General features: G+C 65.5%; 12 protein-coding genes. 7 read left to right on the top strand and 5 right to left on the bottom strand.

Annotated features, from left to right (window positions below; translation table 11 throughout):
• Positions 1–101: 101 nt before the first annotated feature.
• Together FJU11_RS01180 and FJU11_RS01175 are read right to left on the bottom strand one after the other, a co-directional pair.
• On the bottom strand, positions 102–524 hold the full coding sequence (locus FJU11_RS01180; RefSeq protein ID WP_141165168.1) for a VOC family protein: 423 nt from the start codon (positions 522–524) through the stop codon (positions 102–104).
• A gap of 207 nt (positions 525–731) precedes the next feature.
• The gene (locus tag FJU11_RS01175) at positions 732–1,241 is read right to left on the bottom strand and encodes a GNAT family N-acetyltransferase (protein ID WP_141165167.1); all 510 of its coding nucleotides are present in this window, start codon (positions 1,239–1,241) and stop codon (positions 732–734) included.
• A gap of 244 nt (positions 1,242–1,485) precedes the next feature.
• Between FJU11_RS01175 and FJU11_RS01170 the strand changes: the two genes are divergently transcribed.
• Entirely contained in the window at positions 1,486–2,475 is a 990-nt protein-coding gene (locus tag FJU11_RS01170) for a glutathione S-transferase family protein (RefSeq protein WP_141165166.1), read from the top strand.
• Positions 2,476–2,491: 16 nt separating this feature from the next.
• Here FJU11_RS01170 and FJU11_RS01165 read toward each other — a convergent pair whose 3' ends face one another.
• A complete protein-coding gene (locus tag FJU11_RS01165; RefSeq protein WP_141165165.1) occupies positions 2,492–3,022 on the bottom strand; it encodes an NUDIX domain-containing protein in 531 nt (176 codons plus the stop codon).
• 3 nt (positions 3,023–3,025) lie between these two features.
• Here FJU11_RS01165 and FJU11_RS01160 point away from each other — a divergent pair, with 3 nt between their 5' ends.
• A complete protein-coding gene (locus FJU11_RS01160) occupies positions 3,026–3,976 on the top strand; it encodes a metallophosphoesterase family protein (RefSeq protein ID WP_141165164.1) in 951 nt (316 codons plus the stop codon).
• 213 nt (positions 3,977–4,189) lie between these two features.
• Here the strand turns inward: FJU11_RS01160 and leuA are convergent, their stop codons facing one another.
• Positions 4,190–5,869 carry a 2-isopropylmalate synthase gene (gene leuA, locus FJU11_RS01155; protein ID WP_181408003.1) on the bottom strand — a complete coding sequence of 560 codons (1,680 nt, stop codon included), beginning with the start codon at positions 5,867–5,869 and terminating at the stop codon, positions 4,190–4,192.
• Positions 5,870–6,374: 505 nt separating this feature from the next.
• Here leuA and FJU11_RS01150 point away from each other — a divergent pair.
• From FJU11_RS01150 to FJU11_RS01140, 3 genes are read left to right on the top strand one after another with little or no spacing between them, the layout of a single operon-like run.
• Positions 6,375–7,205: a bifunctional allantoicase/(S)-ureidoglycine aminohydrolase gene (locus tag FJU11_RS01150; protein WP_141165162.1), complete on the top strand. Its 831-nt coding sequence runs from the start codon at positions 6,375–6,377 to the stop codon at positions 7,203–7,205.
• A 2-nt stretch (positions 7,206–7,207) separates the two neighbouring features.
• The gene (locus FJU11_RS01145) at positions 7,208–8,401 is read left to right on the top strand and encodes an ATP-grasp domain-containing protein (protein ID WP_141165161.1); all 1,194 of its coding nucleotides are present in this window, start codon (positions 7,208–7,210) and stop codon (positions 8,399–8,401) included.
• Between the two features lie 29 nt (positions 8,402–8,430).
• Positions 8,431–9,129, top strand: a complete 699-nt coding sequence (locus tag FJU11_RS01140; RefSeq protein WP_141165160.1) for a phosphatase PAP2 family protein — start codon at positions 8,431–8,433, stop codon at positions 9,127–9,129.
• A 300-nt stretch (positions 9,130–9,429) separates the two neighbouring features.
• Here FJU11_RS01140 and FJU11_RS01135 read toward each other — a convergent pair whose 3' ends face one another.
• Positions 9,430–10,485 (bottom strand): LacI family transcriptional regulator, encoded by a 1,056-nt coding sequence (locus FJU11_RS01135; protein WP_141165159.1) that lies wholly within the window; start codon positions 10,483–10,485, stop codon positions 9,430–9,432.
• A gap of 277 nt (positions 10,486–10,762) precedes the next feature.
• On the opposite strand from FJU11_RS01135, the gene FJU11_RS01130 reads away from it, so the two are divergent.
• Positions 10,763–12,016: an ABC transporter substrate-binding protein gene (locus tag FJU11_RS01130; protein ID WP_235890717.1), complete on the top strand. Its 1,254-nt coding sequence runs from the start codon at positions 10,763–10,765 to the stop codon at positions 12,014–12,016.
• A gap of 109 nt (positions 12,017–12,125) precedes the next feature.
• Positions 12,126–13,013, top strand: a complete 888-nt coding sequence (locus tag FJU11_RS18495) for a carbohydrate ABC transporter permease (protein ID WP_235890715.1) — start codon at positions 12,126–12,128, stop codon at positions 13,011–13,013.
• Positions 13,014–13,053: the final 40 nt, after the last annotated feature.

The following is a 13,053-nucleotide window of genomic DNA, read 5'->3' as shown; positions in this document are numbered from 1 at the left end:
TTCTGCGGCCGTCCGGAAGGCTCATCGTCAGCGTTCCCGACAGAGATCAAACGCTTATGGAGCGCTTCCGGTTCGCTCGGAAGCGCTCCTCGAGCCGTCGTTCAGAGACCGAACGTCACATGCCCTTCGTCGTCGATCGGCCAGCCGGGGTTCCAGGCGATTTCCCAAGCGTGGTCGTCCGGATCGGCGACGTAGCCGCGGAACCCGCCATGCGGCGGGGCGTCGGCGGCGCGAAGCAGCGTGCCGCCGGCTTCGATCAGCCGCTCCATCGCCGGCTCGACGTCCTCCTTGCCGGCAACGTTGTGCGCAAGCGTGAAGGCGCCCGGGCGCACAAGGCCGGTGCGGTTCATGTCGGCTTCGAGTTCTTCCTGCGCGAACAGGCCGAGCATCAGCCCGTTCATCTGGTAGAAGACGATGCTCTCGTTCTCGAAGACCGGCTCCCAGCCGAAACCTTCGGCGTAGAAGCGCCGCGAAACGGCGAGGTCGGCGATACCGAGGGTGATTACGGAGATCTGCTGTTGCATGCCATCAACCTTTCGTTCGCCGCCGCGGGAGTGCGGAAGCGCTGAAGGCCATGGGACTCGGATCGCATTGCGAAATAACGCAGATCGCGTCGCGACGGTCAGGACCCGCACCAGCGGGGGCCGGGCCAACCGCACCGGCCTCTCCTTTTCTGACGCATCAAAATTAGCCGATCGCTCCATTCGCGGCAACGCCAATTACGGCTGCCATCACGACGGACACGCGTGCCTCACCATTCCGACGAGACGACCGGCGACGTCGGACGCGTTCGCGGCGACGAGCACGCGATGCGGATCGACGGGGCCGGGAAAGGCGAGTGCGCCCGCGGGCAGGACGGGCTCGAAGCCGAGCGGGCGGTAATAGGGCGGATCGCCGACGAGCAGCACGGCCTCGCTGCCGGCCTTTGCCGCCGCAGACCGTGCGATGCGCACCAGTTCCCGCCCGATGCCGAGCTTCTTGTGCGTCGGTCGCACGGCAAGCGGGCCGAGGAGGTGCCCGCAAACGCCGCCCGCAAGAACCGGCGTCATGCGCACGGAGCCGACGATCGCACCGCCATTGGCGCACACGAAGGAAAGCCGGCGGTCGTGCGGACCCTGCTCGCGGATGCGCTCGGCCGCACGCGTGAAGCGCCCCGGCCCGAAAGCCTCTTCGTTGATCGTCTGGATGACGGTTTCGTGCGAGGGGTCTTCGCTCAGGAAGACGAAATCGGAAATCGGCATGCTGGCCCCGGCGGGATGAGAAAACGGCACAAAGCGTCGCTCGCGTTCGCTCGTGCACGAACGCGCCGGATCAGCTTCGTCGCCGGTTCTCCGCTTTGCTCATCGGCCCTTCCCGTCTCGAGGCGCTGTGCGGGTAGCACGCTCCCTCCCCCGCTTCAACGCAAAAACGCACCGTTCATCGTCTGCACCCTCGCATCGGAACCGGCATGCGATACCTTCCGTTGCATCCAAAGGAGGTTCGACCATGGGCAAGCTCGTCGACGGCGTCTGGCACGATGTGTGGTACGACACGGAAAGCAACAAGGGCCATTTCAAGCGCGAAAGTGCGGGCTTTCGCAACTGGATCACGCCCGATGGAAGTGCGGGACCGAGCGGCGAAGGCGGCTTCGAAGCCGAGGCGGGACGCTACCATCTCTACGTTTCCTATGCCTGCCCATGGGCCCACCGCGCGCTGATCTTCCGCACGCTGAAGAAGCTCGAAAAGGCGATCGACGTCTCCGTCGTCGACTACTTCATGGGCGAGAACGGCTGGGCCTTCGTGGGTCGCGACGGCGGCACGCTCGATCCCGTCAACGGCGCGGACTTCCTGCACCAGATCTACACCAAGGCCGATCCGCACTATACGGGTCGCGTCACCGTGCCGACGCTTTGGGACAAAAAACGCGGGACGATCGTCTCCAATGAATCGGCCGACATCATCCGCATGTTCAATTCGGCCTTCACCGAGCTTTCCGCCGGCACGCCGGACTACGATCCGCCGGAACTGCACGAAGAGATCGAGGCCGTGAACGAGCGCGTCTACCACACCGTCAACAACGGCGTGTACAAGACCGGCTTCGCCACCGAGCAGGACGCCTACGAAGAGCATTTCCTCGAACTCTTCGACACGCTCGATTGGCTGGAGGATCGCTTGTCACGCCAGCGCTACGTCGCCGGCGACCGGATCACGGAAGCCGACTGGCGTCTCTTCACCACGCTCGTGCGTTTCGACCCCGTCTATTTCGGCCACTTCAAGTGCAACCGTAGGCGCCTCGTCGACTACGAGAACCTGTGGGCCTATGCGCGCGAGCTCTATCAGGTGCCGGGCGTAAAGGAGACGGTGGATTTCCGCCACATCAAGAACCACTACTATATGAGCCATCCGATGGTGAACCCGACGCGGATCGTACCCCTCGGCCCCGAAATCGATTTCGAGGCCCCGCACGGACGCGAGACGATGCGCGCTGCGGCGTAATCTGCAGCGCGCCCGCTCACCAGTACGGCGAGGCTTCGGCCTCGCCGGCAACCTCGGCGAGCCGGCGTCGCGTCGCCTGGCTCGTGCCTTCGGGCAGCGCATCGAGGGCGAAGAAGCCCGCCTCCCGGATTTCGCTGTCGGATTCCTTCGCCGATGTCTGGCGGGCGGCGTCGCACCGGTAGAACAGAACGTGGTCGCGCCGGCTCGTCGCGCGGTTGAAATAGACCGCGAAAAGCTGCGGTTCTCCCGTCAGTTCGAGATTGCCTTCCTCGCGCAGTTCCTTTTCCAGCGTCTCGCGTGCCGCCTCGTCGCGCTCCACGCCGCCGCCCGGCATGTGCCAGCCGGCGATGTAGCTGTGGCGCACGAGGAAGACCCGTCCCGCCTCGTCGAAGACGGCCGCACGCACGCCGAGCGTCATCGAACGGGTCAGGAGGAACCACACGTGCAGCATGCGGATCGTCGCCCACTCCTTGATTGAAGGACGCTCGCCGTGCACTGTCTCGGCAACCTCGCCTTGCGGCGTACCCGTAACCCCGCTAGGTCTCATGGAATGTATCGTCTTTCCCACATTTCCGATGTCCATCTCGGGCCCCTGCCCTCCCTGTCGCTCAAGGAGCTCGCCTCCAAGCGGATCACCGGATACGTGAACTGGAGGCGCAACCGCCGCAAGCTCCTCGTCGGCGACGTGCTCGAGACCCTGCTCGAAGACATCGAAAGCCGCAACCCGGACCATCTGGCGATTACCGGCGACCTGATGAACCTGTCCACCAAGGACGAGATCACCGCCACGCACGCCTGGCTCGAGGCGACGGGCGATCCGCACAAGGTCTCGATCATCCCCGGCAACCACGACGCCTATGTGCCGGGCGCCTACGAGCGCATCTGCAAGGCCTGGCGGCCCTGGATGTCGGGCGACGAGGCGCATACATCCGTCACCGGCGACAAGATGTTTCCCTATATCCGCATCCGCGACAACGTGGCGCTGATCGGCATCTCGACGGCGAACGCGACGCCGCCCTTCCTCGCCAGCGGCTATTTCGGCCGCGGCCAGGCGCGTCGTACGGTCAATCTGCTGCATTACGCGCGCGAGAAAGGCCTCTTCCGGGTGGTGATGATCCACCATCCGCCGATGCGCGACCTCGCTCCCTGGCACAAGCGGCTGATCGGCATCCGCCGCTTCGCCGCCACGATCAGCACCGGCGGCGCCGAACTGGTCCTGCACGGCCACACCCACGAGGACACGATGCACTGGCTCCACACGCGCCGCGTGACGGTGCCGGTCGTCGGTGTTCCATCGGCAAGCCAGGGTGCCGGCGGACGCCGCCCGCCGGCAGGCCACAACCTCTTCGTCATCGAGGGCGAACCCGGCGCCTGGCAGTGCCGGCGGGAAAGCTACCGCTTCCAAAAGGACATGTCGGGCCTCCACATGCGCTCCAGCGACGACCTGTCGTCGACGGCCGTCGCCAAAGCCCGCGAACACCGCCCGATCGGCCAGTCCTGAGCCACACCGGCCCTCCCCGCGTCATCCTTGGGCTCGACCCGAGGATCTAACCCCGCCACCGCTTTCTCGGCGTCGAAGGTCGAGACCCGAGCGATCGGCGGGACATGACTTGCTACCGCGCAACTCCGGTCGTGTTGCAACGTCATCCTCGGGTCGAGCCCGAGGATGACGTTGCGGATCCTGGCCGGACGCGTCGTGGCCGGCTCTTCTATCTCACCCCGCTTCGAGCACGCGGTTCGCCGCCGCGACCACGGCTTCCATCGAGGCGGCCGAGATGTTCGTGTTCACGCCGGCGCCGAAGAGCTTTCCGCCGGGATGCTCCATCTCGACATAGCTGATCGCCGCAGCGTTCGAACCGCGCTGCAGGGAATGCTCGGAATAGTCCGCGACGGCCATTTCGACGCCGACATGCTTCGACAGCGCATTCACGAAAGCGTCGAGCGGGCCGGTGCCGCGCCCTTCGATCGTCGTCTCCACACCGTTGTCGACGACCGTCGCCTCGACGATGCGCCGTCCCCGGACTTCCGGATCGGCGAAGGAATGATGATCGACGAATTTCAGGCGCGCATCCGGCTGGTCGACATAGATGCGCATGAACGTCGCGTGGATCGCCTTCGAAGGCAGTTCCTTGCCCCCCTCGTCCGTCATCGCCTGAACGATCTCGCGGAACTCGATCTGCAGGTTGCGTGGCAGGTTCAGCCCGTAGTCGGCCTGCAGGACATAGGCGATGCCGCCTTTGCCCGACTGCGAATTGATCCGGATGATCGCTTCGTAGGAACGGCCGACGTCGCGCGGGTCGATCGGCAGGTACGGCACTTCCCATTCCGGCTTGTTGGCCTCGCGGATCGCCTTCATGCCCTTGTTGATGGCATCCTGGTGCGAGCCGGAAAACGCGGTGTAGACGAGTTCGCCGACGTAGGGATGGCGCTCGTGGATGCCCATCTGGTTGGCGTATTCGTAGACTTCCTTCATGTGCTCGATACGCGAGCAGTCGAGTTCGGGATCGACCCCTTGCGTGAACAGGTTCAGCGCCAGGGTGACGAGATCGACGTTTCCGGTGCGCTCGCCATTGCCGAAGAGCGTTCCCTCCACACGATCGGCGCCGGCCATCAGGCCGAGTTCCGTGGCGGCGATGGCGCTGCCGCGATCGTTGTGAGGATGGACGGAAAGAATGACGGAGTCGCGCTTGTCGAGCTGCCGGCTCATCCACTCGATCTGGTCGGCGTGGACGTTCGGCGTCGCCATCTCGACGGTCGCCGGCAGGTTCAGGATCAGCTTGTCGTCCGGCGTCGGCTGCACTTCCTCGATCACCGCGTTGCAGATCTCGAGCGCGACTTCCAGTTCCGTGCCCGTGAAACTTTCCGGCGAATACTGGAAGCGGTAGCCTTCCTTGCCGCCGGCCGCAGCGGCGGCCATGTCGGTGATCATCTTCGCCGCGTCGACGGCAATCTGCTTGATGCCCGCGACATCCTTGCCGAAGACGACGCGCCGCTGCAGTTCCGAGGTGGAATTATAGAAATGCACGATCGGCCGATGCGCGCCGGCGAGCGACTCGAACGTGCGGTTGATCAGTTCCGGCCGGCACTGGACGAGCACCTGCAGCGAGACGTCGCGTGGCACGTCGCCTTCCTCGATGCACCAGCGCGTGAAGTCGAAATCGGTCTGCGATGCGGCCGGAAAGCCGATCTCGATCTCCTTGAAGCCCATGTCGAGCAGCAGGCGCATCATGCGCGCCTTGCGGTCGTGGCCCATCGGGTCGACCAGCGCCTGGTTGCCGTCGCGAAGGTCGACGGAGCACCAGATCGGTGCCTTGGTGATCTGGCGCGAGGGCCAGTGACGGTCCGGCAGGTCGACGCTCGGATAGGCATGGTATTTCCGCGCCGCGCTCGGCATGCCCTTCTTGCCGGCACGCTCCTCGACGCTCGACGGACGCCCCTCGACGGGTGCTTCGAAACTCTGATCGCTCATGATCGCTTCACTTCTGCTGGTTCCGGCAAACGCGTCGTCGCGCGAAAGATCCGGACTATCGACGAAATTCGGTTGGGTGAGCGAGGAGCGGGCGCCGGCGCGGCGTTATCGGCCGCCGGGCGCTCCTCTCAGGAAACCCGGCAACCGCGGATAAGGCCGAGGAGAAGAAGCGAGTTCAGCGCGCATGCATGCGGCGTCCGGCCGGAGAAGCCGTACGAAAAACCGCCAGGAAATGCTTCGATCGCGCCATGCATGGGTAGCGATATAGCCAAGACCGGCAAACGACGCAACCTTCCTGCTTCGCACGCGGCCACTGCGACCATATGTTTCGCGGGTGAGATCCCGGCGAGCCTTGCCCTGCTTGCGCCCGTGGCCTCGGCGTCGCACCCTTCGCGCGACCGTCGAATCGCGCGGAGGATCATGCGCCGCCATGGCAATGCCGAACTACTACGCCCCGACCGGCGGCCATCCGCCGCAGACCGACCTGATGACCGACCGCGCCGTCTTCACCGAGGCTTATGCCGTCATCCCGAAGGGCGTGATGCGCGACATCGTCACCAGCGCCCTTCCCGCATGGGAGCGCACGCGGGCCTGGGTGCTCGCCCGCCCGCTCTCGGGCTTCGCGGAAACCTTCGCGCAGATGATCGTCGAAGTCGCCCCCGGTGGCGGCAGCGACCGGCCCGAGCCCGACCCGCAAGCGGAAGGCGTGCTGTTCGTGGTCGGCGGCGAGCTCACCCTGGGGCTCGAAGGAACGACCCATCGCCTTGCGCCGGGCGGCTACGCATTCCTTCCTCCGGCAACCGACTGGCAGGTGAAGAACGACACCGAAGAGCCTGTGCGTTTCCACTGGATCCGCAAGGCCTACGAACCGGTCGAGGGGATCGACGCACCGGAGGCGTTCGTCGTCGACGAGGCCGATATCGCGCCGACCCCGATGCCCGGAACCGAGGGTCGCTGGGCGACCACGCGCTTCGTCGATCCGACCGACATGCGCCACGACATGCATGTGACGATCGTCACCTTCGAGCCGGGCGCCAGCATTCCCTTCGCCGAGACGCACGTGATGGAACACGGCCTCTACGTGCTCGAGGGCAAGGCCGTCTACCGCCTCAACGCCGACTGGGTGGAGGTCGAGGCCGGCGACTTCATGTGGCTGCGCGCCTTCTGCCCGCAGGCCTGCTACGCCGGCGGGCCGGGCCGCTTCCGCTACCTGCTCTACAAGGACGTCAACCGCCATATGCCGCTCCGCCGGGCACCGTGACGATGGACGACGTCCCGGCGATCAGTGGCCTCGCGACGCTGCTGCGGCCGATCTACGAAGGCCGCAACGTCGATCCCCTGCGCGCCGAGCGCATCGAACGCACGAAAGCAGACCCGGCCGATGTCGGCGCATGGATCGATCTTTCGGTCCTCCTGCAGGCCACCGGGGAGCGCGCGACGGCGCTCGAGATCGAGCGCGCGGCGACGACCGTCCAGCCGGTCTATCGTCGCGTCCACGGCACCGGGAAAGGACCGCGCGTCGCAATCCTCGTCGCCTGCGGCGACATGATGGCCAACACCCCGGTCGACTTCCTTCTCGAAGGATCCGACGCCGTCGCCTTCCATTGCTATGTCGATGCGAACACCGAGGCCCCGCCGCAGATCCCCGATCTCGCCGGCGCCATCCTCGCGATCGGCCCGAGCGACGCCAATGCCGGGATCCTCGCTCGGTGCGCGAATCTCGTCGAGGGCTGGAAGCATGTCCCGCTCCTCAACGGTTCGCCGGACCGGATCGCCGCGCTCACCCGACAGGACGTCCCGGCCCTGTTGCAAGGAAGCCCGGGCATCCATGCGCCGGTCGCCGTGGACGCCGGGCAACCCATGCTCGCGGCGATCGCCGAAGGTTCGGGCACCCTCGCCGATCTCGGCGCCGGCATCGCCTATCCCATCGTCGTGCGTCCGCGGGATGCGCATGGCGGCCAGGGTACCGCCCGGATCGAGGACCGCGCCGGCCTTTCCCGCTACCTTTCCACACAGGCCGAAGACGCCTTTTCCGTTTCCCCCTTCGTCGACTATTCGAACGCCGACGGGCTCTACCGCAAGCAGCGCATCGTCTTCATCCGCGGTCGCCCCTTCCCCGTGCATCTCGCCGTATCCGACCACTGGATGGTCCATTACCTGAGCGCGCGGATGGAAGAACGCGACGAGCGACGCCTCGAGGAGGCACGCTGGATGGAAGCGTTCGACACCGATTTCGCCGGGCGACACGCGCGCGCCTTCGCGGCCCTTTCGGCGGCGATCGGTCTCGACTATTTCGGCATCGACTGCGCCGAGATGCCGGACGGCCGGCTTCTCCTGTTCGAGGCCGATACCGCGATGATCGTTCACGACTTGGATTCGCCGTCCGTTTTCCCCTACAAGCGTGCGGCGATGCACCGCCTGTTCGGTGCGTTCCAGGCCGCGATCGGCGCGGTTTAGAAGATGCCCGGAAGGGTGCGAAAGGCGGCATGACCTACGCGGAAATCAGATCGGCCGCCAAACGCTGGCTCACCTACCTGCCGCTGGAGCCGCGCGTCCTCGCCGGCGTCGGCATCGTCGCCGGCCTGATCCTGGCGCTCGGCAAGATCATCGAGGATGTCGTCGAAAACGAAAGCGGCGCCTTCGACCGCACCGTCCTGCTCGCGCTGCGGGTTCCCGGCAAACTCGGCACGCCCATCGGCCCGGCCTGGCTGAAGGGGGCCGTGACTGACATCACCGCGCTCGGCAGCCCGACGATCCTCACCATCGTCACCGCGATCGCCGTTGCCTATCTGCTGGTCGCAGGGCGCGTTCGGCTCGGGCTTCTCGTCGGCCTTTCCGTCGGCGGCGGCGCCATCCTCGAGAAGCTGCTGAAGCTCGGCTTTTCGCGGGCGCGTCCCGACATCGTTCCGCACCTCGTCGACGTGACGACGCACAGCTTTCCGAGCGGCCACGCCACGCTTTCCGCCGTCACCTACCTCACCCTCGGCGCGCTGCTCGCCCGTGCGCAGGTCAACTGGCGGCTGCGTTCCTTCGTCTTCGGCTGCGGTCTCTTCATGACCGTGCTCGTCGGCTCCAGCCGCGTCTATCTCGGCGTGCACTACCCGACGGACGTGCTGGCCGGCTGGTGTTTCGGTTCGCTCTGGGTCTGCCTGTTCTGGCTGATCGCACGGCGCTACACGCGCTAGATCCTTTCAGGTTCATACGGAAACGCTCTGCCGACCCTGTTTGCGTCAGGACCGAGACGGATGGCGACGAGCGTACTGGTGGTACGGTCGAGCCTTCGTCGAAGCGTCATGGTGCAAACAGGGTCGGCCCGAAGGGTTCGACCGTGCCGCCCTCCCACTTTGTTCGGCGATCTTGCCCGATGAACCACATCGCGCTGCGATCGCCTTCGCGTGGGAAACCGGCACGATCGAACAGAGCGCTTCCGTATAAACCTGAAAGGCTCTCGGCCCAAAGCACGGGCGACGAAGCGGGTTCGGCGATCAGACGTCCGCGCCGACCCGGGGCGGATCTTCCGCGACGGGTGCGTCGAGCGACTGCAGCTCTGCGGCCGGCCGGCCGTCGATGCGCTCGATGAGGGCATGGGCGAGCGTCTTTCCCGCCTCGCGGATGTTCTCGAAGGTCACCATCATCTCCGGGCGGAACCATTCCAGGACGTCGGCGGACTGCTTGGAGACCATGTCGACGTCGCGACCGAGCTTCAGTCCGGCCGCCTCGATCCCCGGAACCGCGCCGATCGTCGCGCCGCCCGCGCAACTCACGATCCCGTCCGGGCGGTGGCCGCGCGCCATCACCGACTGGATGTAATCCTTGACGTCGGGGATCGTGTCGTCGATCGAAACGCCGGAAAGCACGATTTCCTCCGCATCGACCGCTGCGACGGCATCGGAAAACCCGCGCTGGGTGTGGGTGTAGTAGGTCAGGTGCTTCGGCGGCGCGAGCAGCGCCAGCCGCCGCCGGCCGCGCGCGACGAGGCGCTTCACCGCGTCCACGGCAAAGACGTAGTTGTCGAAGTCGTGGTAGGCATGGATGCCGTTTCGCTCCGTGCGCCCGTGCGTGGCGAAGGGAAAGTCGCGCTCCATCATGTATCGCACGCGCGGATCGTCCGGCTCGGTGCGCGAGATGATGACCCCGTCGGCGGAGCCCGTGTCCAGCACGTAGCGTACCGGTTCCATCGGGTCCTGGCCATGCCGGTAGGGCGTGACGATCAGGTGGTACGGCGTTTCGGCGAGCGCCTCGGAGATGCCGCAGATCATCTCGCTCGTCAGGCCCATCACCTCCTCCTCCGTCGGCAGGATGAGGCTGATGACGTAGGTGCGCCCGGTGCGAAGGCGCACGCCTGCCCGGTTCGGCGTGTATCCGACCTGGCGCGCGACGAGGCGAACCCGCTCCTTCGTCGCCGCGCCGATGTCCGGCGCATCCTTGAGCGCGCGCGAAACCGTCGTCACGCCGAGGCCAGTCATGTAGGCGATGGTCTTGAGGGTCGGCCGGGATTGCTGACCGGGGGGTTTTCCCGACGTGCCGTGAGATCGTACCATGACGCCTCCTATCCGCCGACGGCGACCCGGGCTAGGCGAGCGGCACGTTTTCTTCTTTCAGCGGGACATTGGCTGCAACGATACAGTGGTTTGTTCACGGAAGATAGATCGTGTCAGCCGCGCGTTTTCTGTGCCGCACCGCGGCAATAATTGCCACTTTATCGCCCTGCACTGCAGCAAATCCTGTCGTCCGACGGAAACTCGGGATCCGGCGATTGCCAAGCGCTTCAGTTTCTCTTACCGTTTACGGCAACGTTTCAGATGGGAGGAGACAATGATGCGTTCAGTGACGAAGTATGCCCTGCTCGGCACCGCGATGGGTCTGCTCGCGGCGGTACCGGCCGCCGCCCAGAGCAGCGGATCGGACGGCGGCAAGGACAAGGCCGAGGTCATCCACTGGTGGACGTCGGGCAGCGAGCACGCGGCGGTCGAACAGTTCGAGAAGGCGTTCGACGCACAGGGCGGCAACTGGGTCGATGCCGCGGTCGCCGGCGGTGGCGGCGATGCGGCACGCACCAACGGCATCAACCGGATCGTCGGCGGCAACCCGCCCGACGCCATGCAGTTCAACACCGGCAAGCAGTTCGACGAGCTCGTCCAGAACGGCCTCCTGCGCAATCTCGACCCGCTTGCGCAGAAGTACGGCTGGAAGAAGGAGATCAACCCGGTCCTCCTCAGCGCCGTGACCGAGGACGGTCACATGTATGCCGTGCCGGTCAACATCCACTCCAACATCTGGCTGTGGTACTCCAATTCAGCGCTCGACAAGGCCGGCGTGAAGCCGCCCCAGAGCTGGGACGACTTCTTCAAGGATGCCGACGCGCTCAAGAAGGCCGGCATCATTCCGCTCGCGCAGGCAGGCGACGCGTGGACGCAGGTCCTCACCTTCTTCAACGTGCTCATCGGTGAAGGCGGCAAGGACCTCTACATGAACGTCGTCAAGGACCGCAGCGCGGACGCGATCAAGTCGGACGCCTTCATGAAGGTCGCCCAGACCTTCGGAAAGCTTCGGAACTACGTCGACGACGGCATGCAGGGCCGGCAGTGGAACCAGGCGATCGCGCTGGTGATCGACGGAAAGGCCGGGTTCAACTTCATGGGCGACTGGGCAAAGGGCGAGATCACCCACGACGGCAAGGTGCCCGGCAAGGACGTCGGCTGCATTCCCGGCCTCGGCCACAACGCCTTCTGGATCGGCGGCGACGTCTTCGTCTTCCCCAAGAACGCCAAGGACGAAAAGGGCCAGGACCTGCTTGCCAAGGTGATGCTCGAACCGAAGGTCCAGGTCGCCTTCAACAAGGAGAAGGGGTCCGTGCCGGTCCTGACCGACATCTCGACCGACGATCTCGACGCGTGCGCGACGAAGGGCGTCAACCTCCTGAAGAAGGAAGACTACGTTCCGAGTTCGGACATCCTGATCTCTCCGGACCTGACCGGATCGCTGACCGATCTCGTCTCGTCCTTCTTCACCGACAAGAGCATGACGCCCCAGGCGTTCGTCGACAACTTCGCGGACATCATGGCGAAATAGGCCGGCAACGGTTTGCGGCGGGCGCCACGGTGCGTCCGCCGCCTCGCGAAAAACGTCTTTGGCTCGCTCCGGTTCGCGCCGTTCGCCCGCCCGAGGAGGTCTGGTCCCCGTGAAACCGCGTCGATTGCGCAACGTCGCCGCCCAGACGGCGCTCATTCCGTCCTGGCTGATCGTGATCTTCGCCTATATCGGCACGATCGCGTGGACGATCCGCATCTCGTTCACGAGTTCCGGCATCTTCCCGCATTACGACTGGGTCGGCCTGAAGCAGTACGACCGGCTCTTCGACAGCCATCGCTGGGTCGTTTCCGTACAGAACCTCGCGATCTTCGGCGTGATCTTCATCGTCGGATGCCTCGTGCTCGGCTTCCTGCTGGCCGTCTTCCTGGACCAGAAGATCCGCGGCGAAGGCATTCTGCGCACCCTCTTCCTCTATCCCTACGCCATGTCGTTCATCGTCACCGGCCTCGTGTGGCAGTGGATCCTCAACCCGACGCTCGGTATCGAGCAGGCGATGCATGCGTGGGGATGGTCGAGCTTTTCCTTCGACTGGCTGGCCCGCGGCGACCGGGCGATCTATCTCGTCGCCTTCGCCGGCATATGGCAATCGGCGGGCCTCGTCATGGCGATCCTGCTCGCCGGCCTTCGCGGCATCGACGAGGACCTGTGGAAGGCCGCCCGCGTCGACGGCATACCGGCCTGGCGCATCTATCTCAGCGTCGTGATCCCCATGCTTTCGGGCATGTTCGTCACCGCGCTCGTCCTTCTCGGCATCGCCGTCGTCAAGGTCTACGACCTCGTCGTCGCCATGACCGGCGGCGGCCCGGGCATTTCGACGGAAGTGCCTGCGAAGTTCGTCATCGACTACCTCTTCAACCGCCAGAACGTGGCGCTCGCGACCGCTGCGGCGAGCGTCATGTTCGTCGCCGTCTTCGTCGTCGTCGGCCCGTGGCTCTACAGCCAGTATCTGCGCCGCCGGCCGGGAGAAGCCTCGTGACGCACACCGCCGCCGAAACCCCGCGCGGCCCGAAGCCGCA

The sequence above is a fragment of the Pararhizobium mangrovi genome (assembly GCF_006516965.1).
GTDB classification, from domain to species: Bacteria; Pseudomonadota; Alphaproteobacteria; order Rhizobiales; family Rhizobiaceae; genus Pararhizobium_B; species Pararhizobium_B mangrovi.
This window is presented reverse-complemented; position numbering and strand designations above follow the sequence as displayed.

Excerpts from the sequence above, each read along its gene's own strand:
- FJU11_RS01180 (WP_141165168.1), bottom strand. The coding sequence starts at position 524 with ATGCAACAGCAGATCTCCGTAATCACCCTCGGTATCGCCGACCTCGCC.
- FJU11_RS01175 (WP_141165167.1), bottom strand. The coding sequence starts at position 1,241 with ATGCCGATTTCCGATTTCGTCTTCCTGAGCGAAGACCCCTCGCACGAA.
- FJU11_RS01170 (WP_141165166.1), top strand. The coding sequence starts at position 1,486 with ATGGGCAAGCTCGTCGACGGCGTCTGGCACGATGTGTGGTACGACACG.
- FJU11_RS01165 (WP_141165165.1), bottom strand. The coding sequence starts at position 3,022 with ATGAGACCTAGCGGGGTTACGGGTACGCCGCAAGGCGAGGTTGCCGAG.
- FJU11_RS01160 (WP_141165164.1), top strand. The coding sequence starts at position 3,026 with ATGTATCGTCTTTCCCACATTTCCGATGTCCATCTCGGGCCCCTGCCC.
- leuA (WP_181408003.1), bottom strand. The coding sequence starts at position 5,869 with ATGCCGAGCGCGGCGCGGAAATACCATGCCTATCCGAGCGTCGACCTG.
- FJU11_RS01150 (WP_141165162.1), top strand. The coding sequence starts at position 6,375 with ATGGCAATGCCGAACTACTACGCCCCGACCGGCGGCCATCCGCCGCAG.
- FJU11_RS01145 (WP_141165161.1), top strand. The coding sequence starts at position 7,208 with ATGGACGACGTCCCGGCGATCAGTGGCCTCGCGACGCTGCTGCGGCCG.
- FJU11_RS01140 (WP_141165160.1), top strand. The coding sequence starts at position 8,431 with ATGACCTACGCGGAAATCAGATCGGCCGCCAAACGCTGGCTCACCTAC.
- FJU11_RS01135 (WP_141165159.1), bottom strand. The coding sequence starts at position 10,485 with ATGGTACGATCTCACGGCACGTCGGGAAAACCCCCCGGTCAGCAATCC.
- FJU11_RS01130 (WP_235890717.1), top strand. The coding sequence starts at position 10,763 with ATGCGTTCAGTGACGAAGTATGCCCTGCTCGGCACCGCGATGGGTCTG.